This window comes from Roseomonas sp. GC11 (genome assembly GCF_024437745.1).
Taxonomy (GTDB): Bacteria; Pseudomonadota; Alphaproteobacteria; order Acetobacterales; family Acetobacteraceae; genus Pseudoroseomonas.
In genome coordinates this window covers 41,622-67,963 of sequence record NZ_JANFNY010000020.1, presented here as the reverse complement: position 1 = coordinate 67,963, position 26,342 = coordinate 41,622, and the positions used below count along the sequence as shown (strand labels likewise).

33 protein-coding genes are annotated in these 26,342 nt (G+C 71.0%); 11 read left to right on the top strand and 22 right to left on the bottom strand.

Annotated elements, in window-relative coordinates:
• Positions 1–98: 98 nt before the first annotated feature.
• The gene (locus NON00_RS24730; protein WP_305123267.1) at positions 99–527 is read right to left on the bottom strand and encodes an SRPBCC family protein; all 429 of its coding nucleotides are present in this window, start codon (positions 525–527) and stop codon (positions 99–101) included.
• Positions 528–648: 121 nt separating this feature from the next.
• Here NON00_RS24730 and NON00_RS08600 point away from each other — a divergent pair, with 121 nt between their 5' ends.
• Positions 649–1,596 (top strand): LysR family transcriptional regulator, encoded by a 948-nt coding sequence (locus NON00_RS08600; RefSeq protein WP_256019849.1) that lies wholly within the window; start codon positions 649–651, stop codon positions 1,594–1,596.
• A gap of 70 nt (positions 1,597–1,666) precedes the next feature.
• Here NON00_RS08600 and NON00_RS08595 read toward each other — a convergent pair whose 3' ends face one another.
• A complete protein-coding gene (locus tag NON00_RS08595; RefSeq protein ID WP_256019847.1) occupies positions 1,667–3,214 on the bottom strand; it encodes a tetratricopeptide repeat protein in 1,548 nt (515 codons plus the stop codon).
• A gap of 151 nt (positions 3,215–3,365) precedes the next feature.
• Positions 3,366–4,397 carry a tetratricopeptide repeat protein gene (locus NON00_RS08590; RefSeq protein WP_256019845.1) on the bottom strand — a complete coding sequence of 344 codons (1,032 nt, stop codon included), beginning with the start codon at positions 4,395–4,397 and terminating at the stop codon, positions 3,366–3,368.
• 592 nt (positions 4,398–4,989) lie between these two features.
• On the opposite strand from NON00_RS08590, the gene NON00_RS08585 reads away from it, so the two are divergent.
• Positions 4,990–5,847, top strand: a complete 858-nt coding sequence (locus NON00_RS08585; RefSeq protein WP_256019841.1) for a flagellin — start codon at positions 4,990–4,992, stop codon at positions 5,845–5,847.
• 346 nt (positions 5,848–6,193) lie between these two features.
• Here the strand turns inward: NON00_RS08585 and NON00_RS08580 are convergent, their stop codons facing one another.
• Both NON00_RS08580 and NON00_RS08575 read right to left on the bottom strand, forming a co-directional pair.
• Complete coding sequence (locus NON00_RS08580; RefSeq protein ID WP_256019838.1) at positions 6,194–6,631, bottom strand: hypothetical protein; 438 nt, start codon at positions 6,629–6,631, stop codon at positions 6,194–6,196.
• Positions 6,628–7,104, bottom strand: coding sequence for an Lrp/AsnC family transcriptional regulator (locus NON00_RS08575; protein ID WP_256019835.1), 477 nt, complete (start codon positions 7,102–7,104; stop codon positions 6,628–6,630). Before NON00_RS08575 ends, NON00_RS08580 begins: the two co-directional genes overlap by 4 nt.
• A gap of 116 nt (positions 7,105–7,220) precedes the next feature.
• On the opposite strand from NON00_RS08575, the gene NON00_RS08570 reads away from it, so the two are divergent.
• The 3 genes from NON00_RS08570 to NON00_RS08560 all read left to right on the top strand — a co-directional run bounded on the left by NON00_RS08570 (position 7,221) and on the right by NON00_RS08560 (position 10,252).
• Positions 7,221–8,159, top strand: coding sequence for an NAD(P)-dependent oxidoreductase (locus NON00_RS08570; RefSeq protein ID WP_256019832.1), 939 nt, complete (start codon positions 7,221–7,223; stop codon positions 8,157–8,159).
• Positions 8,156–9,676 carry an aldehyde dehydrogenase family protein gene (locus NON00_RS08565; RefSeq protein WP_256019829.1) on the top strand — a complete coding sequence of 507 codons (1,521 nt, stop codon included), beginning with the start codon at positions 8,156–8,158 and terminating at the stop codon, positions 9,674–9,676. Before NON00_RS08570 ends, NON00_RS08565 begins: the two co-directional genes overlap by 4 nt.
• Positions 9,677–9,973: 297 nt before the next feature.
• A complete protein-coding gene (locus tag NON00_RS08560; RefSeq protein ID WP_256019825.1) occupies positions 9,974–10,252 on the top strand; it encodes a glycosyl transferase family 39 in 279 nt (92 codons plus the stop codon).
• Positions 10,253–10,323: 71 nt separating this feature from the next.
• On the opposite strand, the gene NON00_RS08555 is transcribed toward NON00_RS08560, so the two are convergent.
• Positions 10,324–10,533, bottom strand: a complete 210-nt coding sequence (locus NON00_RS08555; RefSeq protein WP_256019822.1) for a hypothetical protein — start codon at positions 10,531–10,533, stop codon at positions 10,324–10,326.
• Positions 10,534–10,720: 187 nt separating this feature from the next.
• On the opposite strand from NON00_RS08555, the gene NON00_RS08550 reads away from it, so the two are divergent.
• The gene (locus NON00_RS08550) at positions 10,721–10,999 is read left to right on the top strand and encodes a glycosyl transferase family 39 (protein WP_256019818.1); all 279 of its coding nucleotides are present in this window, start codon (positions 10,721–10,723) and stop codon (positions 10,997–10,999) included.
• Positions 11,000–11,115: 116 nt separating this feature from the next.
• On the opposite strand, the gene NON00_RS08545 is transcribed toward NON00_RS08550, so the two are convergent.
• From NON00_RS08545 to NON00_RS08530, 4 genes are all read right to left on the bottom strand, one after another.
• Positions 11,116–11,793 carry a hypothetical protein gene (locus NON00_RS08545; RefSeq protein ID WP_256019815.1) on the bottom strand — a complete coding sequence of 226 codons (678 nt, stop codon included), beginning with the start codon at positions 11,791–11,793 and terminating at the stop codon, positions 11,116–11,118.
• A 76-nt stretch (positions 11,794–11,869) separates the two neighbouring features.
• Complete coding sequence (gvpA, locus tag NON00_RS08540; protein ID WP_256019813.1) at positions 11,870–12,091, bottom strand: gas vesicle structural protein GvpA; 222 nt, start codon at positions 12,089–12,091, stop codon at positions 11,870–11,872.
• 75 nt (positions 12,092–12,166) lie between these two features.
• Positions 12,167–12,931 carry a hypothetical protein gene (locus NON00_RS08535; RefSeq protein WP_256019810.1) on the bottom strand — a complete coding sequence of 255 codons (765 nt, stop codon included), beginning with the start codon at positions 12,929–12,931 and terminating at the stop codon, positions 12,167–12,169.
• Positions 12,932–13,591: 660 nt separating this feature from the next.
• Positions 13,592–14,797: a transposase gene (locus NON00_RS08530; RefSeq protein WP_256019806.1), complete on the bottom strand. Its 1,206-nt coding sequence runs from the start codon at positions 14,795–14,797 to the stop codon at positions 13,592–13,594.
• A gap of 16 nt (positions 14,798–14,813) precedes the next feature.
• Between NON00_RS08530 and NON00_RS08525 the strand changes: the two genes are divergently transcribed.
• Positions 14,814–14,978 carry a transposase gene (locus NON00_RS08525; RefSeq protein WP_256019804.1) on the top strand — a complete coding sequence of 55 codons (165 nt, stop codon included), beginning with the start codon at positions 14,814–14,816 and terminating at the stop codon, positions 14,976–14,978.
• Positions 14,979–15,008: 30 nt separating this feature from the next.
• Here the strand turns inward: NON00_RS08525 and NON00_RS08520 are convergent, their stop codons facing one another.
• Positions 15,009–15,881 (bottom strand): ParB/RepB/Spo0J family partition protein, encoded by an 873-nt coding sequence (locus NON00_RS08520; RefSeq protein ID WP_256019801.1) that lies wholly within the window; start codon positions 15,879–15,881, stop codon positions 15,009–15,011.
• A complete protein-coding gene (locus NON00_RS08515) occupies positions 15,878–16,900 on the bottom strand; it encodes a ParA family protein (RefSeq protein ID WP_256019798.1) in 1,023 nt (340 codons plus the stop codon). Before NON00_RS08515 ends, NON00_RS08520 begins: the two co-directional genes overlap by 4 nt.
• A 151-nt stretch (positions 16,901–17,051) precedes the next feature.
• On the opposite strand from NON00_RS08515, the gene NON00_RS08510 reads away from it, so the two are divergent.
• On the top strand, positions 17,052–17,306 hold the full coding sequence (locus tag NON00_RS08510; protein ID WP_256019793.1) for a WGR domain-containing protein: 255 nt from the start codon (positions 17,052–17,054) through the stop codon (positions 17,304–17,306).
• Positions 17,307–17,382: 76 nt separating this feature from the next.
• Here NON00_RS08510 and NON00_RS08505 read toward each other — a convergent pair whose 3' ends face one another.
• Positions 17,383–18,108, bottom strand: coding sequence for a hypothetical protein (locus NON00_RS08505; protein ID WP_256019790.1), 726 nt, complete (start codon positions 18,106–18,108; stop codon positions 17,383–17,385).
• A 199-nt stretch (positions 18,109–18,307) separates the two neighbouring features.
• Between NON00_RS08505 and NON00_RS08500 the strand changes: the two genes are divergently transcribed.
• Positions 18,308–18,505, top strand: coding sequence for a hypothetical protein (locus NON00_RS08500; RefSeq protein ID WP_256019787.1), 198 nt, complete (start codon positions 18,308–18,310; stop codon positions 18,503–18,505).
• A 22-nt stretch (positions 18,506–18,527) separates the two neighbouring features.
• Here NON00_RS08500 and NON00_RS08495 read toward each other — a convergent pair whose 3' ends face one another.
• From NON00_RS08495 to NON00_RS08485, 3 genes are all read right to left on the bottom strand, one after another.
• Positions 18,528–18,851 (bottom strand): hypothetical protein, encoded by a 324-nt coding sequence (locus tag NON00_RS08495; protein ID WP_256019785.1) that lies wholly within the window; start codon positions 18,849–18,851, stop codon positions 18,528–18,530.
• Complete coding sequence (locus NON00_RS08490; protein ID WP_256019783.1) at positions 18,851–19,078, bottom strand: hypothetical protein; 228 nt, start codon at positions 19,076–19,078, stop codon at positions 18,851–18,853. Before NON00_RS08490 ends, NON00_RS08495 begins: the two co-directional genes overlap by 1 nt.
• 72 nt (positions 19,079–19,150) lie before the next feature.
• Positions 19,151–19,429, bottom strand: a complete 279-nt coding sequence (locus NON00_RS08485; RefSeq protein ID WP_256019780.1) for a hypothetical protein — start codon at positions 19,427–19,429, stop codon at positions 19,151–19,153.
• A gap of 794 nt (positions 19,430–20,223) precedes the next feature.
• Here NON00_RS08485 and NON00_RS08480 point away from each other — a divergent pair.
• A complete protein-coding gene (locus NON00_RS08480; RefSeq protein WP_256019777.1) occupies positions 20,224–21,201 on the top strand; it encodes a replication initiator protein A in 978 nt (325 codons plus the stop codon).
• A gap of 269 nt (positions 21,202–21,470) precedes the next feature.
• On the opposite strand, the gene NON00_RS08475 is transcribed toward NON00_RS08480, so the two are convergent.
• From NON00_RS08475 to NON00_RS08450, 6 genes are all read right to left on the bottom strand, one after another.
• Positions 21,471–21,701, bottom strand: coding sequence for a helix-turn-helix domain-containing protein (locus tag NON00_RS08475; protein ID WP_256019774.1), 231 nt, complete (start codon positions 21,699–21,701; stop codon positions 21,471–21,473).
• An 8-nt stretch (positions 21,702–21,709) separates the two neighbouring features.
• Positions 21,710–21,955: a hypothetical protein gene (locus NON00_RS08470; protein ID WP_256019772.1), complete on the bottom strand. Its 246-nt coding sequence runs from the start codon at positions 21,953–21,955 to the stop codon at positions 21,710–21,712.
• Positions 21,956–21,976: 21 nt separating this feature from the next.
• Positions 21,977–22,819 (bottom strand): septum site-determining protein MinD, encoded by an 843-nt coding sequence (minD, locus tag NON00_RS08465; protein ID WP_256019770.1) that lies wholly within the window; start codon positions 22,817–22,819, stop codon positions 21,977–21,979.
• Positions 22,820–22,859: 40 nt separating this feature from the next.
• On the bottom strand, positions 22,860–23,558 hold the full coding sequence (minC, locus tag NON00_RS08460) for a septum site-determining protein MinC (RefSeq protein ID WP_256019768.1): 699 nt from the start codon (positions 23,556–23,558) through the stop codon (positions 22,860–22,862).
• Positions 23,559–23,703: 145 nt separating this feature from the next.
• Positions 23,704–24,396, bottom strand: coding sequence for a hypothetical protein (locus NON00_RS08455; RefSeq protein WP_256019765.1), 693 nt, complete (start codon positions 24,394–24,396; stop codon positions 23,704–23,706).
• The gene (locus tag NON00_RS08450) at positions 24,393–24,836 is read right to left on the bottom strand and encodes a hypothetical protein (protein WP_256019762.1); all 444 of its coding nucleotides are present in this window, start codon (positions 24,834–24,836) and stop codon (positions 24,393–24,395) included. The genes NON00_RS08455 and NON00_RS08450 overlap by 4 nt, the downstream gene beginning before the upstream one ends.
• A 166-nt stretch (positions 24,837–25,002) precedes the next feature.
• Here NON00_RS08450 and NON00_RS08445 point away from each other — a divergent pair, with 166 nt between their 5' ends.
• The gene (locus NON00_RS08445; protein WP_256019759.1) at positions 25,003–26,256 is read left to right on the top strand and encodes a hypothetical protein; all 1,254 of its coding nucleotides are present in this window, start codon (positions 25,003–25,005) and stop codon (positions 26,254–26,256) included.
• The last annotated feature ends 86 nt before the right edge of the window (positions 26,257–26,342 follow it).

The window sequence follows — 26,342 nt, the reverse complement described above, 5'->3', positions numbered from 1 at the left end:
GGTTGGCGCCTGATCAGGGTTCCGGCTCCCGACCGAAAAAAGAGGGCGCGGACTTCGGTCCGCGCCCTTTCCGCGTCCGGGGGACTGAAACCCTGGCGTCAGAGGCCCTCATCCCGGCCCAGGGCATGGCCATAGGCCCGCGCCGGGGCGGCGGGCATGGGAAGATCCGGGTCGCCACCCCTCGCCCGCTCCAGATGGGATTTCAGGCTGTGCAGCGCGGCCTCAAGGCCGTGCCAGGCGGCCTCGCGCGGGGTTTCCGCCTCGGTCGGGTCGCTGGGCGGGGCGTGTTCCTGGCGTAGCGCCAGCGTCACCACGCTGAGCGGCCCCTCCCCCCGTACCCGCCATTCCCCCGCCGGCGGAAAGGCCCAGGCGATCCGCCCCACAGCCTGCTCCACCACCAGGCCGCCTTCCGGCAGGGGCCCCTCCATCCGGCGCAGCAGGGGCAGCCAGGAGGGCAGGTTCGCCGGGTCGGCCAGATAGGCCAGGACCAGGGCGGCGGGCCGGGCGATGGTGATCTGTTGCTCCATGCCGCCGCCAACGCCCGGGCGGTGCCCCCGGTTGCCGCGCCGCCCGCGCCAGCGGATACCTCAGCGCCACGCCACCCAGGGACACAGCCCGCATGCCCCCCGCCGCCCCCTCCCCCCGCCCATGAAAGGCCATGCGCTGCGCTCCTTCCTGGCGGTGACGCGCTGCGGCTCCATCCGGGGCGCGGCGGCGGCGCTGCGCCTCGCGCCCTCCGCCGTCAGCCGGCAGGTGGCGGAACTGGAGGCCGAGGCCGGGCAACCCCTGCTGGAGCGCCTGCCGCGCGGCGTGCAGCTCACCGAGGCCGGACGCGCCGTGGCCGAGCACGCCCAGCGCCAGGAGGAAGAAGCCACCGCCCTGCGCGACCATCTGCGCCGCCTGCGCGGCGGGGAGGAAGGGGTGGTCCGCCTCTGCTGCGGCGAGGGTTTTCTTCCAGGGCTGATGGAACAGGGCCTGCCGGGCTTCGCCGAGGCCCATCCCGGCCTGCGCTACGCCGTGCAGGCGGGGGGGACGGACCGCATCCTGGCCGCCGTGGCGGAGGGGGAGGCCGATCTCGGCCTGGCCTATAATCCGCCGGCGCATCCGGCCCTGGCCAGCGCGGCGCGGGCGCGGCAGCCGCTGGTGGCGCTGCTGCCCCCGCGGCATCCCCTGGCCCCTCCTTTGGCCGGACAGGATCGCCCCCTCCCCGATCCCCTCCCCGATCCCCTCCCCCTGGCGGCGCTGGCGCGGGAGAAGGTGGCGCTGCTCTCGCCCGGTCATGGCATTCGCCACCTGCTGGCGCGGGCCGAGGCGGATGGCGGCTTCCGCCTCGATGTGCGGCTGGAAACCGGCTCGGTGGAGACGCTGCGGCGCTTCGCCCTGGCGGGGATGGGCCTCACCTTCCTGCCGGAATTCGCCGCGGCGGGGGATCTGGCGGCGGGGCGGCTGCGCGCCTTACCGCTGGCCGATCCGCTGCTGGCCGAGGCCAGCGCGCATCTGCTGCACCGCGCCGGCCGCCGCCTGCCACGCCCGGCGGCCCTGCTGGCCGAATGGCTGGCGGCGCGGCTCGATGCCTTCCGTCCTGTGTCGCCCTGAGGGGTCGCCTTGAGGGGGCTTTGCCCCCTCAAACTCCCCCAGCAGGGGACGGGGTCCCCTGCACCCGCCATCAGAAAGGGTTTCCAAAGGCCCCGGGCCTTTGGTGGCTGCAAGACCACGCCAGGAGGTCACGCGCCACGGCGGCCAGCACGCTCTCCCAATCCCCAGGGGCGGGCTGGCGATAGAGGCGAAGGCTGCGATACCACGGCGCCGTGGCGCTGCCGGTGCCCCAGCGCCAGTCCGCGCTGTAGGGCAGCAGCACCCAGCAGGGCACGCCCAGCGCCCCGGCCAGATGCACCGTGGAATTGTCGATGCTGATGACGAGATCCAGCGCCGCGATCTGCGCCGCCAGCCCGTCGATATCGTTCAGCGTGTCCAGCCCTTCCGGGCGGTGGAGGGGCCAGGGGCCGATCTCGGCCTTCACCTCCTCCGCCCCGCCATATTGCAGGCTGATCCAGTGCAGCCCCTCCTGCCGCAGCAGCGGCGCCCAGCGCGGCAGGGGGAGGCTGCGCCGGTTGGCCTCGTTGATGTTCGGGCTGGCGCTGCGCCAGGCGATGCCGATGCGCTGCCCCCCAGTTGGAAGCGCCGCGCGCAGCGCCGCCACCCGCGCCGGATCGGCGCGCAGATAGGGGGTGCCGGGGAAATCCGCCGCCTGGCGCCGGAACAGCCGGGGCAGGCTGGCGCAGGGGATCTGCGCCGAGAGCGGCCGCGCCTCACCCTCCGCCGGCAGGTGCAGCGCCGGGAAGGAGCGCGCCAGCAGCGGCGCGAGGCGGGGATCGGCGATCATCGTCACCGGCAGCCCGGCGGCGAGGAGGTCCGGCAGCAGGCTGGCATACATGATCTCATCGCCGAGGCCCTGTTCGCGCCAGACGAGCAGCCCGGTGCCCGGCGCCAGCTTCCCGCCCTGCCAGGGCGGCAGGCCGTGATCATGCCGGGGGCGGTTGGCCATATGGCCGCTCCAGCGGCGTTCATAGGCATCCCAGCCCTCCCCCCAGCGGCCTTCCGAGAGCAGGGCGAGGGCGAGGTTGTTCCAGGCATCCGGCTGGTCGGGTTGCAGGGCCAGGGCGCGGCGGGCGGCCTCGGCGGCGGCGGCGGGCTGCTGCGCGGCGATCAGGGTGAAGGCGAGGCCGGTCATCGCGCCCACCAGCCCCGGCTCGCGCGCCAGGGCGGTGCTGAAGCTGGCCAGGGCTTTTTCCAGCTCCCCCGCCTCGCGCAGCGTGCCGCCGAGATTGCACAGCAGCCGGGGGTTCTGCGGCGAGAGGGTGAGGGCGCGGCGGTGGCACTTCACCGCCTCCTCCAGCTGCCCGAGCTGGCGAAGGATCTCACCCAGGTTGGACTGCACCTCCGGATCGCGCGGCAACTTGGCGGCGGCCTTGCGCATCCAGGGCAGGGCTTCGGCCGGGCGCTGCGACAGGCTGAGGACGAGGCCGAGATTGTAGCAGCCTTCCGGCTGATCCGGCGCGATGTCGAGGGAGGCGCGGAGGAGGCGGGCGGCCTCTTCCAGCCGCCCCGCCTGCATGGCCGCGGCGGTTTGCCGGGCAAGCTGCTCCAGCATCGGCCGGGCCGTGGCGGGCGGGCCGCGCCGCGCTCCTGGGGGCGGGTGAAGATGGCTGGACATCGGGCGGCGTCGCTCCTCAACGGCCGCCCGAGACTATGGTGGAGGCGTTAAGCCCCGCTGGCTCCGGGTGCCGTGGTGCCCCCGGAGCCAAAAGCCAACTGAAAAAAGGTTTTTGGTTCTTTTTCCCAAAAAGAACTTTTTCCCGTTTTTCTCACACGACTTCGCGCAGCGGCGCGCGCGGCGCCTCCGGCTGCGGCGGGACCATCCGGGCGATGGCGAGGTTTTCCTCCGCCTCCACCATGTCTGGCCGCAGGGCCAGGGCGCGTTCGTAGCAGGTGATGGCCTGGGCCATCAGGCCCTGCTCATGCAGGGCGATGCCGAGATTGTTGTAGGCCGCCGCATGGTCCGCCTGCCGGGCGAGGGCCTGCTGGTAATTCTCCACCGCCTCCGCCCAGCGCCCCTGCTGTGCCAGGGCGAGGCCGATGCGGTTATAGGTATCGGCATGGTCGGGCCGCAGCTGGAGCGCCGCCTGATAGCAGGAGACGGCGCGCACCGGGTCCAGCGCGTCGCGCAGCAGGTCGCCCATGTTGCTGTAGGCATCGGCATAGCCGGGGCGCAGCATGACGGCCTGGCGGTAGCAATCGGCCGCCGCCGCGAGGTCGCCCTGCTCGCGCAGCACCACGCCGAGATTGTTGTGGGCCTCGGCGAGGTCGGGGCGGATGGCGAGGGCCTGGCGGTAATGCTCCGCCGCCGCCATGGCCTGCCCCTGTTCCTTCAGCACGATGCCGAGGTTGTTGTGGGCCTCGGCGAGGTCGGGGCGGATGGCGAGGGCCTGGCGGTAGCACTCCGCCGCCTCGGCCGGGCGGCCGGTTTCCTGCAGGACGATGCCGAGATTGGTGATGCCCTCGATGCTGCCCGGATCGGCGGCGATGGCGGCGCGCAGGCTGGCCTCGGCCTCCGCCATGCGGCCCTGGGCGCGCAGGGTAAGGCCGAGATTGGCGTGGTAGAGCGCGGCCGCCGGCTCGGCGGTGATGGCGCGGCGGATCAGCGCCTCGGCCTCGGTGAGCTGCCCCTGCTGGCTGTGGACGAGGCCGAGCAGGTGCAGCGCCTCGCCATGCTCTGGCACCACGGAGAGGATGTTGCGGTAGAGCAGCCGCGCCTCGGTCAGGCGTCCGGCCTCATGGTGCTGCAGGGCGGAGGTCAAAATCCCCTGGATGAGAGGCGCGGCGTCCTGATGCGTCATGGCGCGGAATCTTTCCTGCTGGGCGCGGCCGGCGGGGCCGGGGCGCGTGGAGGGCGGCCGCATCGCGGCGGCACGGGCCCGCCTCAGGATAAAGGCCCAAGGGTTGCCGGGTGATGAGGAGGGGGAACGGGGCCAGCCAGGGGGGGGTGGGCCGGGGGGCGGGCCTCCAGGGAGAGGCGCGGGCAAAACCGCCATTTTCTTTTTGGTGATGGTTAACGAAGTCGAAAATCAGTCTTTTCTTGGTTCCTCAGGAATATACCCATCAAACTTGTCTCATTTTTTGAGATGAGGCGCCAGCAAAATCGCTTTCCGCTTGGAAAAATTCTCCATCGACGGCAAAAATCACCCCAGGAAGACCCGAGGACAAAAAAGCCCAGAAGACGCGATGCCACCCGATGAGCATCCGGCCTTCTCACTAGTCCTCACCATTCTCCTTTAAATCGCCCCGGCAAAAACCGGACAGTATTGGCCAGGAAAACCCTTTCCTCTGGCCTTTGCTGATAGCAGACCCATCTCAATTTTGAGATTGAGGGGGATTCTGCTCCGCGAACCCACACCCCTTTCTTGATATGCCGCCAAAGGAAGCACACCCATGCTCAGCTCCGTCTCCGGTATCTCCACCTCGACCGTCTCCACCCTGCAGAGCATCCGCTCGCTGAACAGCGACATCACCACGACCCAGAAGCAGATCTCCTCCGGCAAGCGCGTCGCGACGGCCAAGGATGATGGTGGTGTGTGGGCGCTCTCCAAGTCGATGGAAGCGGCGATCGCAGTCAACAAGAACTACATCGCCGGCATGAGCACGGCCGTGGGCGCCGTCTCCGCCGTCTCCGCGGCCATCGAGACCGCGGTCGACATGATCAACGACCTGAAGTCGTCCATCCTGTCCTACCAGGACCTCGACAGCAACGCGACGACGCTCTCCGCCACCTCGGTCGCGGGCCTGGAAGACGCCATGGCCCAGATCACGACCGTGCTGACCAACGCCTCCTTCGAGGGCATTGACCTGATCGGCACGGGCGGCGCGGACGAGACGATCACCGTCGGCACCGACTCCTCGGGCACCGCCGTCACGCTCACCCTGGAAGCCACCAACGTGACGGGCGGCACCACCGCCTATGCCTCGCTGGCCACCACCTGGGGCGCGCTGGCCACCACCACGACCTATGCCTCGCTGAGCTCGGCCCTCACCAATGTCGTCGCGGAGCTGAAGGGTGCCGCCGGCTTCTACGGCAACACCTCCAAGCAGCTCGACAACATGATCGACTTCCGCGAGGCGGTGAACGACAACCTGAGCAACGCGCTCTCGGCGCTCGTCGACACCGACATGGACGAGGCCTCGGCCCGCCTCACCGCGCTGCAGACGCAGCAGCAGCTGGCGACCCAGGTGCTCGGGATCACGGCGCAGAACCAGTCCACCATGATCCAGACCCTGTATCGCTACATCTGATCACACGAATAGCCGGTGGCCGCCCCGTCTCCCACGGCGGCGGCCACCAGCTGCAATTCCCCTCATTGGCGGCAACCGTGATGGGGAAAGGGGGGCGGCGCCAGGAACATCGGACTGCTACCTTCCTGGCGCCGCCATCTTCCAGGCGGGTCCTGCCGCGTCCCCAGGCCCGACCCGTTCTGTGCCGGCGCCCACGCCGCCTCGCCTCACCGGGTGCCCCACCGGATGTGAGGCGGGCGGCCCCGCCCGCGTTCCGGCCAGCTTTCCCACGGCCCCAACTTCTGACGTCAGAACATCCGGCGCATCTCCCCCCGGCGCCCCGACTTCTGACGTCAGAACTGTCCCCTCAGAAGGGCAGCGGCGCCAGGTCCGGCACCACCCAGCCCCGCCGCGCGGCAGGCGAGAACAACAGCCCCTCCGACCAGTAGGCGAGCGGCGACCGCTTCTCCGCCAGCGGCGAGGCCAGCAGCGCATTCACCGCCGCATGCGCCGCAAGGCCCGGCGGCATGGCCTCCAGGAAAGCCCCCACCCCGCGCAGCCAGGCCAGCGTCAGCGTCTCGTGGTAGCCGCGCGTGTCGGAATTGGGCACGCCCGTCGCCTCGTTATAGGCGCGGATCAGCCCCGGCATCTCCCGCGCCGCGTCGATCTCGGGCCGACGCAGCAGCAGCCACGCGGCCACCGCCAGATGCGCCGCATGCGTCCACTCCGGCTTCGGCAGGCTGCGCGCCAGGAAGCGCTCGCCCAGCGCGTCCAGCGCCGCGTCATCAGCGAAAAGAAGAGTCATCGCACAGCGTCTCCCTGCGGGGCGGGCGGCAGGGCCAGCTCCGTCGTCTCCTTGGCGGTGTCCAGCACCACCAGCGTCTCGCTCCGCATCACCCCGGGCAGCGCCTTGATCCGCCCGACCAGCAGCGCCTGCAACGCCGCCGTATCCGCCACCCGCAGCTTCAGCAGCCAGGAATGCGGGCCGGTGATGTGGTGCGCCTCCTGCACCTCCGGCAGCGCGGCCACGGCCGCGGCGAAGGCCACCTCGTCGCAGCGCGGCTCCAGGTCGATGAACAGGAAGGCGCAAAGGCCCAGACCCACCGCGCGCGGCTCCACCACCGCACGGTTCGCCCGCACCACCCCCGCCGCATTCAGCCGCCGCACACGCTCCCCCGCCGCCGAAACGGACAGGCCCACCGCCTGCCCGAGATCGGCGGCGGATTGGCGGTTATCGGATTGAATGAGGCGCAGAATGGCGGAATCAAGCGTATCCATGCAGAGAAAATAACTGACAAAACGACGCGGGGGAAGGAATTCCCCCGCGCCCCCTTCTTTTTTCTGTCGGTTGGCGTTGCCGGCAGGGCAACGCTCTGTTCCTGGCTTCGCGGCTTGTGGCAACGCTCCGTCCGCACCAGCCTGCGCGCGAGACAGGGAGACAACACCCGATGGAACTGCGCACCCTCGGCGTGGTCGGGCTGGGGCAGATGGGCCTCGGCATGGCCGCCAGCCTGGTCCGCGCCGGCTTCGCCGTGCTCGGCCACGATATCAGCGAGAGCCGCCGCGCCCCGGCCGAGGCCGCCGGCATCACCTTCGCCCCCGACCTCGCCACCCTGCTGCATCAGGCGGACGCGCTGGTCTTCTCCCTGCCCTACGCCCGCGATGTCGAGGCCGTGGCCACCGCCCCCGGCGGCCTCCTCGCCCGCCAGGACCGCAAGGTGGTGGTGATCGACACCTCCACCTCCGACCCCGGCACCACCCGCCGCCTCGCCGCCACCCTGGCCGCCGCCGGCCACGCCCTGCTCGACGCCCCGGTGAGCGGCGGGCCTTCCGGCGCCGCCTCCGGCAGCCTCACCATGATGATCGGCGGTGAGGCGGCCGACCTTGAGGCGGTGCGGCCCGTGCTGGATGCCCTTTCGGCCAGGGCGGTGCATGTCGGCCCCTCGGGCGCGGGCAACATCGCCAAGCTGGTGAACAACATGCTGGTGGCCGCCCACCTCGTCACCACCGGCGAGGCCATGCGCCTGGCCGAGGCCGCCGGCCTGCCCGCCGAGGCCGCCCTCGGCGTCGTCAACGCCGCCACGGGCCGCAGCGCCATCAGCGAGGTGATGATGCCGCGCTGGATCGTGCCGGGCAGCTTCGACAGCGGCTTCTCCGCCGGGCTGATGCGCAAGGATGTGAACCTTGCCATCGCCCTCGCCGCCGAGAGCGGGCTGGACCTCCCCCTCTGCGCCCATGCCGCGCGCCTCTGGGAGGAAGCCCGCCCCCGCATCGCCGACACCGACGACTTCACCCGCATGGCCGATTACCGCCGCCCGGAGACTGCCGCATGAGCACGCCCAAGCTGGAAGAGCTGATCGCCCGCCTGCTGCCGGGCGGTGCCGTGGGGAGCTGGGTGGGGGGCGAGATCCTGCCCGGCACCGGCGCCGCGCTGGATCTCGTGAACCCCGCCAATGGGCAGGTTTTTCTCAGTTATGCCGATGCCGGCGCGCCGGTGGTCGGGGCCGCCATGCAGGCCGCCCGCAGCGGGCAACGCGCCTGGCTGGGGCTGAGCGCCTCCGCCCGCGGCCGCGCCATGTGGGCGGTGGGGCAGGCGGTGCGCGCCGCCGCCGAGGACCTCGCCGCCCTCGAAAGCCTCTCCGCCGGCAAGCCCATCCGTGACACGCGGGTGGAGGTCGCCAAGGTGGCGGAGATGTTCGAATACTATGCCGGCTGGGCGGACAAGCTGCATGGCGATGTCATCCCCGTCCCCACCAGCCACCTGAACTACACCCGCCCCGAGCCCTACGGCACGGTGGTGCAGATCACCCCCTGGAATGCGCCCATCTTCACCGCCGGCTGGCAGATCGCGCCCGCCATCTGCGCCGGCAATGCGGTGGTGCTGAAGCCCTCCGAGCTGACGCCCCTCACCTCCCTGGCGCTGGGCGCGCTGGCGGAGAAGGCGGGGCTGCCGCGCGGGCTGGTCAATGTGCTGGCAGGCGCCGGCGCCACCACGGGGGCCGCCGCCGTGGGCCATGCCGAGACGCGGCTGGTGGTCTTCGTCGGCTCCGCCGCCACGGGCGCGGCCATCGCCGCCCAGGCAGCGCGCAACATCGTGCCCTGCATCCTCGAACTCGGCGGCAAGTCGGCGAATATCGTCTTTGACGATGCCGATCTGGACCGCGCCCTTCTCGGCGCGCAGGCCGCCATCTTCTCCGGCGCCGGGCAAAGCTGCGTGGCCGGCTCCCGCCTGCTGGTGCAGGAGGCGCTGCGCCCCCGCCTGCTGGAGCGCCTGGCCGAGGCCGCGCGCCGCATCCCCGTCGGCGCCCCGCAGGACCCGGCGACGCAGATCGGCCCCATCAACAACCGCCGCCAGTGGGAGCGCATCGACGGCCTGGTGCAGGCGGCGGTGCGGGGCGGCGCGGTGCTGGCCGCCGGCGGCGCCTGCCCGGAGCCGCTGCGCGCCACGGGCGGCTTTTTCTACGCGCCCACCATCGTCGACGGCGTCGGCGCCGAGGCGGAGATCGCCCAGGAAGAGGTCTTCGGCCCGGTGGTGACGGCCCTGTCCTTCCGCGACGAGGAAGAGGCCATCGCGCTGGCCAACGCCACGCCCTACGGGTTGGCCGGGGCGGTGTGGACGCGCGATGTCGGCCGCGCCCATCGCGTGGCGGCGGCGGTGCGCGCCGGCACCTTCTGGATCAATGGCTACAAGACGATCAGCGTTATGTCCCCCTTTGGCGGCTTCGGCCGCAGCGGCTTCGGCCGCTCCTCGGGGCGGGAGGCGCTGATGGCCTATACCCAGACCAAGAGCGTCTGGGTGGAGACGGCCGCCAACCCGCCCGCCGGCTTCGGCTACAGCCCCGACCGCTGAGGCGGATAGGACGGGGTCTTGAGAGGGGCTTTGCCCCTCTCAAACCTGCAAGGCAGTGCCTTGCAGCCACCAAAGGCCTGAGGCCTTTGGAAACCCATCTGAAGGCGGGTGCAGGGGACCCTGTCCCCTGCTGGGGGAGTTTGAGGGGGCAAAGCCCCCTCAAGGTCACCGAGCGCATCCCATCATCCAGACCGATAAGAACTATCCGCTCATCCAGTTGTATAGGGATGGGTGGGGCGGGGTATCTCTTCGTCAACAGCGGGGAACATCCCCGCCCCCCCGAAAGGAACCCTGACGATGACCACTTTCTCCGCCCTGCGCGCCCTGACCCTCGCCGCCGCCGTGATGGCGCTGCCCGCCCTGGCCCAGGCCCGCGACCTCTCCGAGAACGCCAACAACGGCACCACCTCGGCCCCCTTCGCCTACTCCATGCAGGTGACCCGCGCCCACGACACCGCCGGCATCCCGGCCGCTGTCGGCAACAACGCCCAGGCCAGCGAGGCCAAGCTTGGCGCCCTCGCCACGACCCAGGACCATGCGCGCAGCCCCCTGCTCATCAACTCCGTCGGCGCCTGAACCCAACACAAGCCGGGCAGCCGGATAAAAAAGCGCGGACCTTTCGGTCCGCGCTTTTTTTGTGCCCGGCCTCAGCGGCTCTCTCTCCGCCGGGCCTTCAGCGTCTTGGCACCCACACACAGCCCCGCCGAGACATAGCGGCTGGCTGGAAGAAGAAGCAGGCAGGCCATCACGCACCGGACACCGCATTCCGGCCAGCGCCGCGACAGCCCGACCACCAGCACGAACTTCACCGGGCAATCCCAGGCAGAGGCGAGGCCAAAGCCATCCGGCACCGCCAACCCCTTCAGCTCCTGGATGCTCGGGCGTCCCAGGGCTTCTAGCCAGCCAGGCCGTGAGCGGGCCAATTGATCGCTTTAACCGATGAACGCTATCGGGAATTCGCGTTGGATGAAGATGGGTCAGCGGGGGTATTTCTTCCTCAACAGCGGGGCACACCCCCGCACCCCTCCGAAAGGAACCTTGACCATGACCACTTTCTCCGCCCTGCGCGCCCTGACCCTCGCCGCCGCCGTGATGGCGCTGCCCGCCCTGGCCCAGGCCCGCGACCTCTCCGAGAACGCCAACAACGGCAGCACCTCGGCCCCCTTCGCCTATTCCATGCAGGTGACCCGCTCGCATGACGCGGCCGGCATCCCGGCGGCGGCGGGCCGCAATGCCCAGGCCAGCGAGGCCAAGCTGGGTGCGATCGCCACGACCCAGGACCACGCCAGCAGCCCGCTGCTGATCAACTCCGTGGGCGCCTGAACCACCCGCCGGAAGGCAAAAAATCCGGGGGAAGGAATTCCCCCGGACCCCCATCTTTCTTCTGGAAGGGCCAGCCGACGCTGTCGGCTGGCTCTTTCAACTTCTGACGTCAGAAGTCAGCCGCGCAGGCGGCGCGCCCGGGCAATCCAGCCATCAATGTCGATCAAGCGGCTGATCTCGCCCAGCGCCTGGCGCAACCGGCCCGGATCGGCATGCGCCAGATCCTCCAGCGAGTTATAGCCCAGCTGTTGCAGCCGCATCCGCATGCCCGGGCCAAGGCCCAGCAGCGGACGCCCCGCCGCCGCCTCCGTCCGGTTCTCCACCTCCACCGTCGCCGCGGCCCCCGTGGTGCAGAGCAGGGAAGAGAAGATGGAGGACACAGCCTCCCGCGCCGGCTGCGGCGGCGCCGGGGGCGCGGGCGGCTCGGCGGCAGGGGGCTCAGGAACCGGGGCCGGCTCGGGCACCGGCTGCACATCCACCGGAACGGGATGCGGCGGGATCGGCGGCTCGGCCACCAGCACCGGCTCCGGCACCGCCGCCGGAGGCACATCGGGCAGGAAGGGCGGCACCACGGCCCCAGCCACAGGACCGTCCACCGGCCCGGTTTCTGCCACGGCAGCCGCAGGGGCCGCCGCAGGGGCAGCCGGGGGAAGCGCCGCGGCGGGCAGGGGCGGCAGGCCAGCGGCGGCCCGCCGTTCCGCGAGCCGCGCCAGACGCTCCGCCCGGAAGCGGCGCACCATCTCGACACCGCCCGCGCTGCGGCGCCGGGAAGGGATCTGTGGGTCGTCCGTCATGGCTCGGCTCCTGGGCGGAGAGGAAAAGGGGAGGGGGCGCCGCCAGCCCGCGGCCCCCCCCGGAAAGGCGCCGGCCTCAGGAGGCGGGCAGCGCGGCCGGGTCGGTGGTCAGGCCCACCGCCTCAGCATAACGCAGATAGGTCTCGACCGAGGCCACGACGATGCGGATCTCAACCGCCAGCAATTCGATGCCCACCAGCGCGACCCGCAGGAAGGCATCCACCACGATGCCCTTGTCCAGGATGCGGTCGATCACCTCGGCGAGGCTGCTGGAGGCGAGGCTCTTGTTGATGGTCATGGCGACATGTCCTTTCTGGAGGGGGGAGGCGAGGGGGTAGACAACCGGCGGCCCGGGCAGGCGCCGGAAGCGGGGTCAGCCGGCATGGGCGCCGCCGGATGCGTCTTTCCGGGGCGGCGGCCCCTTCTGCGCGGCCCCCTTCTGCGCTGCCCCATTCTGCGCTGATGGGGCGGCGTAGCGCGCGGGGTCCGCCACGCTCTCATCCGGCCGGGCGCCGGGGCGCCGGGAATCGAAGGGGCCGAAAATGCCGCCCAGCAGCGCGCGCCAGCGGGCGCGCTGGATCAGCACCTGCCGCCCGGCGCGGGCCAGCGTTTCCTCATCCACCGCCTGGTCCGGCAGCGGGCCGGTCAGCGCCTCGAAGGGCAGCACGGCCACCGGGTCATGCCGGGCGAAGGTGGCGCGCACGGCTTCTACATTTTCGCAAAGAACGGCGTTGCAATAGGCCGGCCGGGCGCGCCCTTCCAGCCAGTGCCGCAGCACGGCGACGAAGCGCCCATCCTCCGTCTCCAGGATGGCGATCTCCGACCAGACGGCGCAGCCCCAGGCATTGTTGTTCGCCTCCAGCAGCAGCCGGGCGGAGAGGCGCAGCGGCATCAGGCCCTGGCGCGGCAGCAGCAGCGGCGCGAAGGGGGCGGAGACCACCGGTGTCCCCAGTGCCACGGCCAGGGGTTCGGCCAGCGGCTCGGGCGAGAGCGGGGCCAGCGGGGTGCGCGGGCGGGCGGAAAGCGGCGCGGGCGGCCCCTCCGCCGCGCTCTCCGCGACGAGGGTGGCCACCGGCGTGACGCCTGGGTTAGGGCCCTGCGGCCAGCCGCTGTCCGGGGAGGGAGGCATGGCGGCCATGGGCTCTATTCCGGCGCGCGCATCAGGGCCACCGGCCACGAAGGGGCTGGGCGGGGGCGGGGCCGGCGGTGGGAAGTCTCGGAAGCATAGGGGATGCGGTCCTCCTGCGGGCAGAGGCGCTCAAAGGCGCCGGGCGAGGCCGGACGTCAGCCCATGCGGCAGATCCTGCCAACCGGACACTGCCCCCCCCGGCCGCCGGGCAAACGGTGGCATCGCTGCCCGCGCCGTCTCCGGCAGGGCTGCGCGAACGGCCGGGCAAGGGCCCGGCCGCGATGGTGCCATCGGGAATGCCTGGCATTGTGCCATGGAAGGAGCCCAGCGGATCTCGTCCCCCCACTCATGCCTCAACGGCCTATAAAATCCCGTAAAACCCCGGGAAGATCCGGCCCGCCCCATTCCACGGCGGGCCGATTCGGCGCGACGGGCCGAAAGGCCGCCCGGAAAAGGCGGCGCAGGCTCTTGAAAGGGGCCTCGCCCCTCTCCGCACCGGCGCGAGAAGCCGCGCCGCCGCCACGGGCCGGGGGCCTTCGGAAACCCTGTCCGGCAGGTGGGTGCGGCGGCAGAGCCCCCGCACCCGCAGGCGCCAGGACAGGCCGGCCATCTTCTGACTTGACATCCTCCTCGGCCTTTAGGCCGAGGATTCCGGGCATTGGGGAGCTCTTACGCTACCAATGCCACGGAGGTTCCTGCTTCATCGGCCCGGCAACCCGAAGCCTCCACAGGCAGCAAGCGCGTGTCCCGCGCCCGGTTGAGAATGTTCCGCGCTGCGTTTGTGTCCGCGTGTGCGGCATGGCCGCAAGCCACGCAGACAAAGCGCAGCCCGTTGCGGCTCTCGCCGCTCACATGGCCGCAAGCCTCGCAGGTCCTGCTGGTGTTGCGCGGGTCCACCGCGATCAACTGCCCGCCCCGCGAGGCCAGCTTGTAGGCCAGCATGGTCCTGAACGTGAACCACCCCTGGTCGAGGATGGTACGGTTCAGCCCTGCCTTCTGCCGCACCTTGCGACCCGGTTCCGCGATGGTCCCTGCCGCCGACCGGACCATGTTCCGCACGCACAGGTCTTCGACCACCACGACGCCGTGGCTCTTGGCGACAATGGTCGATTGCTTGTGCAGAAAGTCCTTTCTCGCGTTGGCGACGCGAGCATGGAGGCGCGCCACGCGCGCCTTCGCTTTTCTCCGGTTTCTGCTGCCTCTTTGCTTTCGTGCGAGCTTTCTCTGTGCCCTTGCCAAAGCGCGCCCGGCCTTCTTTCCCTCATTCGAGGGCACGATCCGTACACCGCTCGACAGCGCCGCGAAGACCCGCACGCCCATGTCGATTCCGAGTGCGGGCAGCACGGGAGGCGCTGGCTCAGCGACCTCCTGCTCCCACTGCGCCGAGATGAACCATTGCTCTGCCCGGCGCGTAACCGTGAGGTTGCGCACATGACCCGGCAAGCTGCGGGTCCAGCGAAACCGGATCCATCCGAGCTTCGGCAGCTTGACCTCGCCCCAACGACACGAAACGCGCCGGAAGTCGAAAGTCGCCGGGTCGGGGAAGCGCATGGCATCGTTCAGGCCGCGCTGGCGTGGCTGCGGCGCACCGGCACGCCCGCTCCACCAATTCTGGTAGGCGCGGTCGAGGTCTCGAAGTGCCTGCTGCAAGGGGTGCACCGGCACGGCCTTGAGCCAGTCCACCTCGGCCCGCAGCATGGTGACCTCGCGGCACTGGCTGGCGTAGTTGAAACGCCGTCCGGGGCGGAACCAGTCGCGGCGCTGTTCAAGCGCGAGATTGAACATGAAGCGCACGGCGCCCACCCACTGCACAAGAAAAACTTCCTGCTCAGGGGTAGGGTAAAGGCGATAGAGGTGGGCTTTGCGTTCCAGCACCGAAGCATGATAGCCATTGGTCTATGCAGAATTAAAGAGAATACAGGCAAGGCAGGGCGTGCTTTGGCCAACGTCGTACTTCGCGGCTTCCTGTGGCGGCGCTCCATTGGCCATGATCCACAAATACTTCGAGGATCAGAGGGTACCCGGCGAGCGCCCGCTCGGCCTTACCCCGGCCTGAAGGCCGGGGCTTGCGGCTGTCCTAAAAGGGTCAGAACTCCAGCAGCGCGTCAATCCGCGCCCGCAGCACCGCCAGGTGGCGCCGCTCCACCGGCTCCAGCGGCGTCCCGGCGGCATGGCGCCGCTCCAGCGCCTCCGCCAGCGACGCCAGCGACGCCGGGCGCAGCGGCACGGGCCCAGGTTCAGAAGCCGATTCAGAAGCCGGGGCAGGCGAGGGCGCAGGCCCGGCGGCCCGCGCGGCGCGCAAAGCCCGCACCGTCAGCCCCCCCGCCGCCGCCTGCCGCAGCAGCCGGTCGCGCAGCGGGCCCTCCTCCAGCCGCGCCAGCTCCACCAGCAGGTTGCGCGGCACGGCGCCCGCCCCCTCCAGGAAGGCCGCCGGCAGGGTCAGCAGCCGCAGCGTGGCACTGATCTCCGCCGGGCTGCGGCCCAGCAGCGCCGCCGCCGCCGCCTGCGTCATGCCGCGCTGCTCCAGCAGCCGTTGCAGGCCACGCGCCTCCTCCGCCGGGGTCAGGTCCTGCCGCTGCAGATTCTCCAGCAGCGCCGCCAGCGCCGCATCCCCCGTGTGCTCGATCGCCAGCAGGCTCGGCCAGCCATTCCGCCGCGCCGCGCGAAAGCGCCGCTCCCCCGCCACCAGCAGCCATTCGCCCCGCCGCTCCGGGTGGCGGCGCAGCAGCACCGGCTGCAACTGCCCCTCCGCCTGCATGGTCGCGGCCAGGGCGGCGATCTCCGCCTCGTCGAAATTCTTGCGCGGCTGGTCGGGGTCGGGGTGGATGCGCGCCAGCGGCGCCTCGAAGGAATGGCGGAAGCGGCTGTCCTGCGGCACCAGCCCTTCCGCCGCCGCGCCGATCACCGACATCGCCGCCCCCAGCACGGGAGAGGCCGGCTTCGCCCGCGCCCGGCTCACGCGCTGGCCTCCAGCGGCGCCAGGACCGCCTCGGGCAGGGGGGCGCCCGCCGCCAGCGCATGCGCCAGCCGCGCATAGACCCCAACCGCCGGGGAACTGGCCGAAACCTCCAGCGCGATGCGGCCATTGCGCGCGGCATGGCCGAACACCGCGCTGGCCGGCACCGGCTCCAGCACCGGCGCACGGCCGGCCATGATGGCCACCAGCTGCTCCAGCACCTCACGGTCCACCGATTTCCGCGCGCCATACTGCGTGGGCAGGATGCCGGCCAGCCGCAGCGCCGGGTTCAGCCGCCGCTGCACCTTGCCGATGGTGGAGAGGATCAGGCCCACCCCCATGCTGTCATACGGCTCGGTGCGGACGGGGATGATCACCGCATCCGCCGCCGCCAGCCCCATCACCGTCAGCATGCCGAGATTGGGCGGCGCATCGACGACGATGGTGTCATAGCGCCCGCGCACAGCCTCCAGCGCCTCGCGCAGGGCGACATCGAAGCCGGGTTCGCGGCGGCTATCCGTCTCGGCCAGCTCGATATGGCTGGGGGCGAGGTCGAAAGGCGTCTGCGGCGCCAGCAGCGCATCGCCGCGCGGCAGGATGGCGCCCTCCACCGGCTGCTCCCGCAGGATGACATGGGCCATGGTGCGGCCCTGCCGCCATGCCTCCACATGCCGCTCCGCCAGCAGCGCCACCGAGGCCGTGGCCTGCGGGTCGAGATCCACCAGCAGCACCCGCTGCCCCTGCCGCGCCAGCCCGGCCGCCAGGTTCAAGGCCGACGTCGTCTTGCCGACACCGCCCTTCTGGTTGGCCAGCACCAGGATGCGCGCATGCCGCGGCCGCTCCTGCGCCAGCGCCTGCACGCTGCGCGCCACCTCCTCCGGGATCGGCTCGCGTCCATTCTCCCAGCGCGAGATGCGCGGCTTGTCATAGCTGCGGCTGAGCTCGCGGTTCAGCGCGTCCTTCAGCTCCGACTGGCTGAGCCGCAACTGCTGCCGCAGCGCCCGCAGCGCTTCCCCCTCCATGCCCCGATCCCCCGATCCGTACTTCTGACGTCAGAACCCGGCGCGGAGGCTGCCAAACCACCCCGGCGACGTCAACGTCAACTTTTGTGGTTGACGGTTGATGGAGCGCGGTCGCAGAGTACCGCTCCCGGCCTGGAGGATGGCCCGCCCGATGCTGTCGCTGCTGCTGCACCGGCATGAGCCGGCGCGGAACATGGACCGCTTCTACCGCCTGCGCGTCCAGCGCGAGCTGTTCGGCGGCTGGTCCCTGCTGCGGGAATGGGGGCGGCGCGGCGCATCCGGGCAGGTGCGGCAGGATCATTACGCCGCGGAAGGAGAGGCGCGCGCCGCCGGCCTCGCCCTGGCACGCCGCAAGCTCCGGCGGGGATACCGGCTACCGCCAGGATCAGCCCTGCCAGAGGCGTAAGTTAAATGGTTGAATTAGAAAGAAACTTCTTTTTCTGAAGAAAAAGAAGCAAAAAGACTCTGCCAGTTTGGCGGCCTCAGCCGCCGCCCTCGCCGACATCCAGGCCCGGCGTCGCCACGCGCGGCGCGAAAATCCGCACCATGCTACCCCGGATGGCAGCCTCCAGCGTCGGCGCCTCCCAGAATTGCATTTCACGCTCCGGAGTGCCGGTGGTCGCCAGGCCCGGCATCACCGCCGCATAGGGCAGCGCCTCCAGCTCGCAGCGGAAACCGCCACCCTCGCCGGAAGGCCATTCGCGGATGAAGGCGGTGATCAGATGCGTCCAGGGCTGCACCGCCGAAACCACCCCCGTCGCGCTGAGATGGCTGCTCACCCAGATGCGCGGCATGCCCGGTTCGCGCTGCATCTCGACAAAGGCCGGGGCGATGCAGATCACCGCCGCCGGCGTCGCCGGCTCCACGCCGCGCGGCGGCAATGGAGCATGGGCAGCCCCCAGCGCGGCGGCGATGGCATGCATCAGGTCGGGCGCCGAGCCCTCGACAACCACCGGAGCCTCCCCCGGCGCCGCCAGGCAGGAAGAAGTTTCGGTCCGCCAGTTCACCGGCCCCGCCTCCTGCCACCGCCCGCTATGGGAAAGCAGCTGGCAGCGGTGCCGGTGCGTGGCGCCGTCGGCGTCACGCGGCCATCCAGGGGCGGCAGTGGTGAAGGCGCAGGCGCGGCGGACAGGGCCGGGAATGTCGGCACTGCCCTCGATCTCGATAAAATGCGGCGCGATGAAGCGCGGCACCTGCGTCAGGCCCATCAGCATGGCTCCCGGGAAAACCACAGAACGCCCAGAAGGGGTGCGCCTGTGGTGGCTCACGGACAGGTTACCCCCAAAGCAGCGCTGCACGCCCCGCAGGGGTGCCTCAAAAAAAATGAATCGTCGATTTTTATTTACGAGTGGTTAAAATGTGCCCGTGCCCCGGACCAGCCGGGGCCCTGTCACGAGAGCCACTCCCATGTCGCTTGGCCGTTTCGCCGTCGCTCTGCTGCTCGCCCTCTCCGCTGGTGGCTTCGCCCTGGCTCAGCTTCCCCATGGTGCCGCGGCGCCGCAGCCCGCCCACGCACAGGCCGCGGCCGAGCGCCCGGCGCCGACGCTGCTGCAGCTGCCGCCCGCCGAGCGGGCCGCCCGCTTCTCCAAGGTGTTTTCGCAGTAAGGCTGGCGCGCCCGGCCGTGCTTCAGGCCGGGTGGAAAGGCTCGCGCTGCGTCTGCCGCAGCCGGTCCAGCGCATCCTGAAGCCGCACCACCGCGGCTTCCGCCGCCTCGGCCCGGGCGCTCTCACGGTCCGTGCGCCGCTGTTCGCGCAGCAGGGCGATCTCGGTCCGCGCCAGGCGGTCCGCCAGGGCTTCCATCGCCTGTTCGAGGGCACGTTCCCGCCGGCTCTGGGCGGGAACGAGGTCTGACGCGCGCCGCCAGGGCGGCGCGGCCGAGAGACAGCGGCCCAGCCACCCCTGCGGCACCGCCAGGGGCGCGCCGGGCAGGGCGGGCAGGCCGCGCCGCATCAGGCGCCCCGCCCGGGCACGGCCACCGCCCGCAGCACGAAAAGCCGGTGTGACGCGATATCCACCATCCGCCGCATGCGCTCGAGCCACGCCTTCTCGGCGGCTTCGAGGCTGTGGAAGGGACCGTGCAGTTCCTCCGTGCCCTCTTCCAGCTCCTGGAAGCTGGTGTCACGGAAGATCCCGCCCCAGACCACCCAGATCTCGCGGCCGTTCAGGGGATCAGTCATCTCTTGTCCTTCCATGCAGGGAACTGAGGCGCCACCCCGGTGCCACCGGGGCTGTTCTGGCGCCGCCCTTCGTTAACGGGCGCAGCGGATGCGGATGCGCATGCGCTTCGCGGGACCGGTAAGGCCAGCCCCGACCGCCATATGCCGCAATGCACTATGGGCGTGGAAGGAGGCATCGGCGAGATCGCTGCGCCATCCGACCAGGGCTGCGCCAATGCCCAGCGCGATGGTTGTGAAGCCTGCCAGCGCACCCTCCTGTGGCGCGAGCCAGGAGGACAGCGTGCCGGGAAACACCAGGCAGACGCTGCCGGCCAGCAGCAGCAGGGGGCCGATGAGCCGTCCGTCAAGCATTGGGATTCTCCCACCAGGGCCGCGCTCGGCGCGGCGATGGCGGCAGTTTAGGGCAGCCCTCCTACAGCTTCCATATTTTTCGCATAAAACGCCCCTACCATCTTTGTTTGATTCCGCGTGACACACCCTGAAGAACCCGTGGAGAAAACCCCCAGAATCGCGCCCCGGTCGCCGCGATACAGATATCCCTTGGGCTGCCCGCCATGTGTCGGCGTCACGACGAGGTATTCATTTCAAACCCTGGCATGTATTACTTGATGGGTGATCGTCTTTTGGCCGACATCAACCAAAGGTTGATTACGGTTCCCCTGCCCAATATTCAGGTTCGTCATTACGCCGACACGCTGGCCCCCCTGGCGCTGCCCTCCAGGCCCGCTTTTCCCGAGCTTTCTCCTTTCTTGTGTTGAAGGAGTCATAGAGTTACAGGGTTATAAGGTTATACACCCAAATTTGACTTTTAGAATCAAAAGCTTATCGCAAAACTTGTCGGCGTTAAGACGAGGTTGTGTCCGCGTGGCGACGAGTCTGCGTCGGCCTGACGACGAGTCTGCGTCGGCGTCGCGACGAGGATTTGTCGGCGTCACGACGAGTGAAGAACAGAGTGTCGGCGTCACGACGAGGAGGGGGTGTGGATAACTCTCCGGGAAGCCTTGTCACATCGGGGGAACCGGGATGTCGGCGTCACGACGAGGGGGGGTGGAAAAAGACTCGTCGCCACGCCGACACCCCCTCAGCCAGTGCTGGCGCTGCGCTTCGCCCTCGTCCAAAACATCCGGGCAGGAGGCGGATCGCGGATGGACGAGCAGCAGGCCTTCAACTTCGGCGCCACCGACAGCCCCCTCGTCGGCAAGGTCAAGGGCGACCGCAACACCATGGTCTACAACTTCTTCTCGCTGCGGCGGGAGAAGGAGACCGAGCTGCCCCGCTATGACGACGGCACCACCTGGATCGAGGTGGTCGGCACCAAGCACGGCGTCGCTTCCATCTGGGACAAGGAACTTCTCGTCTATTCGGCCTCGCTGATCGCCGACAAGATCAACCGCGGAGAGTCCCCCTCCGCCCGCATCACCTTCACCGCGCATGATTTCTTCATCACCACCGGCAGCACCCCTGGCGGCTCCGCCTATGAGCGGCTGGAAGAGTCCCTGGCGCGGCTGAAATCCACCTTTGTCCGCACCAACATTGAGACCGGCGGCGAGGGCGAGGATCGCGGCTTCGGCTGGCTCGATGAATACAAGATCCTCTATCGCCGGGGCCGCGACGGGCAGAAGCAGATGCGCGCGGTGGAACTCACCCTCTGCGCCTGGCTGTTCCGCGCCATCGTGCAGGACAAGCACTTCCTCACCTACAGCCCGAAATATTTCGAGCTGCCGCCGGTGGCCAAGCGGCTCTACGAGATCGCGCGCAGCGGGCCGCCGGGCGGCTTCCGCATGGGCCTGGCCAAGCTGCGCTCGCGTGTCGGCACCACCCAGGACCTGCGCCGCTTCAAGGCCGAGCTCGCCGCCTATGCCACGCACAAGCGCAGCCTGCCGGATTATGGCATCGCCCTGATCGACCCGCGGCTGCGCCGGGCGCTGGACAAGGGCTTCCCCAAGCCTTCCGGCCAGACGCCGCTGAAATCCTGGTTGGTGGCCTTCTACCCCACCACCAACATCACCAGCCTGGAGCCGATCGAGAACATGCCCCTGCTGGAGGATGACGATGCCGAGCCGGGCGCCGAGGCCAGCCCGGCCGAGGCCCGCCCCAGCCGGCCACGGCGCAAGGCGGCCTGAGGCAGGCGGGGGCGCGGCCCCCGAACCCTGCCATCTGAACGCGGGGTCCGGGGTGGCCGCGCCACCCCGGCGGAGGGGTCTGGGGAGGCGGAGCCTCCCCAGGGAACCAAACCCTGGCGCATGAAAAAGGGCCGGCGGCTGTTCTGCCCCCGGCCCTGTTGCCGTTTCTCACGGAACTGTCCTCCCTTCCGGAAGGCGTGGGGATTTTCCCCTGGCTTTGCCCGGCTTCTGCCGGGGCTGAGGCGGGCCGCAGGGGTCCGCGGCCGCGCTCAGTTCTGCTGCGCGTGCTGCACCACGGCGACGGAGCCGTCACGGCGGAATACGACGCCGCTTTGGGCGAGGATGTCCTGCACCTTGGCCAGGGTCCGGCTGGTGACATTGCCGTCGCCCTCGATCCGGCTCAGCGTGTTGACGGACACGCCCGCGGCGGCGGCCAGCTCGCGCATGCTCATGCCGAGGGCCGCGCGGGCCATGCGGCACTGGGAGGCTGAGATCAGCATCGCATCTCCTAGCGTCCAGGGGTGAGGTCGATATCGATTTCGCGCAGTTCCAGGGTGGGCGAGGTGCCGATGCGCACCCGCACATTCCCGCCGCGCGCCAGCTTGCGGATCTCCCGCAGGCAGGCGTCCTGGATACGCTGCGTGATGTCCTCGCCCAGCACCGCCATGCGGTCGGCGCTGATCTGGCGGCGCAGCCTGGCCGCCGCGAGGCCGGCGGTGTTGCGCCGGCGATGGATCAGGGCAATCAGGGACATGGTCGGGGGTGTCCTGTGGGTTCAGGCGAAGCGGAAGAGGCGCCGCAGGAAGCCGCGCGGTTCCGCCTCCGCCATCTCCAGCGCGGGGGCGCTCGGCAAGCGGATGGGGTTGCGCACCTCCCCCAGGAAGCGCGAGACGGCATCGCGGTAGGCCCGGCCGGCATCGGTGTTCTCATCCAGGCTGGCCGGCACGCCGGCATTGGAGGATTTCAGCACTGCCTTGCTCTCCGGCACGACGCCGAGCAGCTCGGCCGAGAGGATCTCCTGGATATCGTGCAGCGGCAGCATCTCGCCCTGCTTCACCCGCTCCGGGTCGAAGCGGGTGACGAGGAGGTGCTCCTGCACCGGCTCCCGCCCTTCCTCGGCGCGCTTCGACTTGGAGGCGATGAAGCCCAGGATGCGGTCGGCGTCGCGGATCGAGCTGACCTCGGGGTTGCAGACCACGATGGCGTGGTCGGCGTGGTAGAGCGCCATGATGGCGCCGTGCTCGATCCCGGCCGGGCTGTCGCACAGGATGTAGTCGAACTCTTCCTTCAGCTCCGCCATCACGCGGTTGACCCCCTCGAAGGTCAGGGCGTCCTTCTCATGCGTCTGGGAGGTGGCGAGGACGTAGAGATTGTCGATGCGCTTGTCGCGGATCAGCGCCTGGCCGAGCTTGGCCTGGCCGTTGGCGACGTGCAGGAAGTCGTAGACCACCCGCTTCTCGATGCCGAGGACGAGGTCCAGGTTGCGCAGGCCGACGTCGAAATCCACCACGCAGACGCGCTTGCCGCGCAGCGCGAGGGCGGCGCCGAAGGCGGCGGTGGTGGTCGTCTTGCCGACGCCGCCCTTGCCGGAGGTGATGGTGATGACGGTCGCGGACATCGGGTTCTCCCTGTTGTCGGGCGTGCGGTCGGTGGAAAGGTCAGGGCAGGGGGGAAAAGCGCAGCCAGCCGTCGCGGATGGCGAGCTGGGCCGGGCGCTTCACCCATTCGGAGGGCACTTCCTCGGCGCTGAGCCAGAGCCCGGCGATCGAGAGCATTTCGGCGTCCATGATTTTCGCAAAGATGCGGGCATGCGGGTCGTCGCCGATGCCGGCGCTGGCCGAGCCGCGCAGCGCGCCATAGACATGGATGCAGCCATCGGCCAGCAGCTGCGCCCCCGGCGAGACCGAGTGCAGCACCACGAGATCGGCCTCTGCGGCGTAGATGCGCTGGCCGGAGCGGACCGGCTCGCTGACGATGACGGTGGGCCGGCGGTCGCAGGGGGCGGCGAGGTCCTGGCGCGGCTCGGGCTCCAGCATGCGGCCGAGGCCGGCGGCGAGGGCGGCGCGCTCCACCTCCGGCCAGCGGGCGCGGAAGGCGGCGGGGACGAGGCCCATGCGGCGCACCGCCTCCACCAGCCCGGCGACGCGCGGCCCGGCATCGGCCGGCAGCGCGCCGAGGTCGAGCAGCACGGGGGCGTGGCGGAAGAAGCTGGCGGTGCCGGCGAGGCGGCTGGCCAGGGCCTGTTCCAGCGCCTCCGGCTCGAGATCGGCGATGTCGAGGGTCAGGAAGGGATGGGCGCGGCCCCGCAGCCTGATGGGGGAATGCGCGGCCGCCGCCCGGGTGCTGTCTTGCGTCATGCGCCTGCCTTCTGCCGGCCCTGTCCGGAATTTTCGCAAGAAACCGGACAGCGAACTGCCGCATCCTGCGGATGACAAGGGCTTACGGCCTTCCGGTGTTTTTCGCAAGAAAAATCGTTTTTGCCACCACGCATGGCGCCGGACCTCATGCCAGCGTCAGCGAGAGCGGGGTGCAGGCGGTGGTGAAGCCGTGCCGCCGCGCCGCCGCCGCCGCCAGCCAGGCGCGGAACAGGGCCTGCCCGTCGAAGCGCCCGTCGAGCAGCCGCTGCGCCACCGGCAGGGCGCGCCGGCCGAGCTGGGCCAGCACCACCCGGCGCATGGCCGGGGCCAGCACCGCCTCCGGCGCCTCCGGGTCCGGCAGGCCGGCGGCGCGCTGGAAGGCGGCCATGCTGCATCCCTCCTCCAGCAGCGTCTCCGGCTTCGGCACCGGGCCGAGCGGGCAGAGCCGCGCCCCGTCCCAGGCCAGAAGGCGCATATCGTGGCGGTGGCTGCCTGGTGGCACGACGAAGCCCAGCAGCTCCCCCGGCTCCCCCTTCACCAGCCCGCCGAGCCAGTCCAGCGCATGGCCGAGCAGCTGCGGCTGCGGCGGCAGGCTGGAGGAGATGGCGAGGCGCGGCGCCTCCTCCTCCTGCACGATGCGCGAGCCGGCGGTGGCATGGTCCAGGCTCTCCCCGGTGAGCAGCAGTTCCGCATCCGGGTGGCGGAACAGCGGATGGGCGGGGGCGGGGCGCGGGGCGCGGCCCATCAGCAGCGCCACCAGCGCCTCCGCCTCGGCCCGCGGCAGGGGCTGGCGCAGCGCGGCATCGAGGTCGAGCCGCGCCTGGCGCGGGGTGCTCATGGCTTCTTCCCCGGTGCCTGGGCACCCGGTGCCTGGACACCCGGTGCCGGGGCGCGCGGCAGGCCGAGGGCGGTGCCCGGCGCGGCCTGCCGGCCGGGCGGCAGGCCGGCGCGGCGCTCGGCCACGGCCACGGTGGCTTCCACCCCCGCCGGATCCGCCCCCACCTCCCGCCGCAGCAGGCGCAGCGGCGGGTCGTCATGCGGGTCTTCCTCGATGACGATCACCTCCACCGGCACATCGGCCTGGACCGGGCCGAGCAGCCCGCCCTGGTAGGACAGCGCCACGCGGGGCGCGCCGCGCCCGCTGACCAGCAGACGCTCCAGCTTGCCCAGCACGCGCTCGTATTCCTCGTCGCTCGCCTCGGCAATGAGGAGGTCGAGCACGTCACGGCCCTCCACGACGAGGCAAGCCTCGCCGGGGCCGCGGCGGTTGATCTGCATTCGGCTTCTCCTGAATCGATCCCACCGCGCCGTGGTGCCACGGATGGGTGGCTTTCGTCCATAATTTTTCGCATGACGTCCCCATGCATGGCGTCAAGCGCGCGATTGACGGGGGGTGGGTGAAATGTTGAGCTATACCCTCAACCCGTGCGGGAACAGGATGCCGATGCTGAAGCCGGCCGCGCCCCCCCTGCAGGACACGCCGCTGGACGGAATGCTGTCCTTCGACCTGGCGACCCCGGAAGGCATGGCGCGGCTGCGGCATTTCGATGCGCGGCTGCGGCGGCTGGGCGATGCGGCGGCGCAGCGTGCGGCGGTGCGGCGGCTGAGCTGCATCGCGCCACTGGCCAACCGCGCGGCGGGGCCGCTGGTGCTGCCGGGTGGCGCGCTGGCGCTGCGCCAGGGGGATCGGGTGCTGGTGCCCGACCCGGCCTCGGCGATCGGGGTCTGGGGCGGGCTGGTGGCGGCGCTGTGGCACCTGCTGCCGGGCCTGCCGGGGCTGGTCAGTGTCACGCATGGCCCGGCCGGGCTCGCGCGCGTGCCCGGCCTGCCGCCCGTCGGGGCGGTGCAGGCGGCGACGCTGCTGCCCGAGGGCGCGGCGCTCTCCCCCGTGCTGCCCGAGGCGGCCGGCTGGTCCGGCCCGGCGCTGCTGCGCTGGTGCCCGGGCGGGGCGGTGGCCTGGGCGATGGTGCCGGCGGCGGCGGCGCTCGCGCTCGGCGTCAGCGTGGCGGGGGAGCCGCTGGCCGCCGACGGCCCGCCCATCCCGCGCGAGGCCTGGGACGCGCCGGAGGGGGATGACCGCTTCCCGCTGCTCTCCACCGGCCTCTTCGCCCATCTGGACGAGCTGCTGGGCAATGAGGTGAGCGACCTGCTCCGCTATGAGCTGGTGGACCACTGGACGGATGGCGAGGACAGCCTGGCGAGCCAGCTGGCCGATGGGCTGGGCCTGCTGCCGGCCTGCTTCGCCTCGCCCTGGGAGCAGCCGGTGGGGGCGGCGGCGCTGGCGCCCTGGCCGCGCGCGGCGGCGCTGCTGCCGGCGGCGGAGGGGCCGCGCCTGCTGCTGGGCATTGCCGCCGCGGCCTGGGGCGAGGCGTGGCGGCCGGCGCGGCGCCATGCCTTCCTGCGCGCGGCGCGGCAGGCCCTGCCGGAGGGGCTGCTGGTGCCCGAGGATGCGCGCTGCGGCCCCTATCCGCTGGGGCTGCTGGCGGCGGACCGGCAGATGCGCGCCGGCGCGGGGGATGCCGCCCTGCTCGGCGCCCTGCCGGCCAGCCCGGCCACGGCGCTGCGGCTGGGCCAGGCGGTGGCCGAGGGCTGCGGCGCGCCGGTGCAGCTGGTGGTGCCCTGCTGGGGCATCGCGCATCGCTGCGAGCCGGGGGGCGGGCCGGGGCAGGGCAATGCCGCCTGGTATGGCGCGCCCTAGGAGGGGGTGAGGCTGCACGCAGAGGGGTGGGGCGGGGCGCCGCTGCGTATCCAGCGGCGCAGCGAGGCGCCAAATGTTCTTGCGAA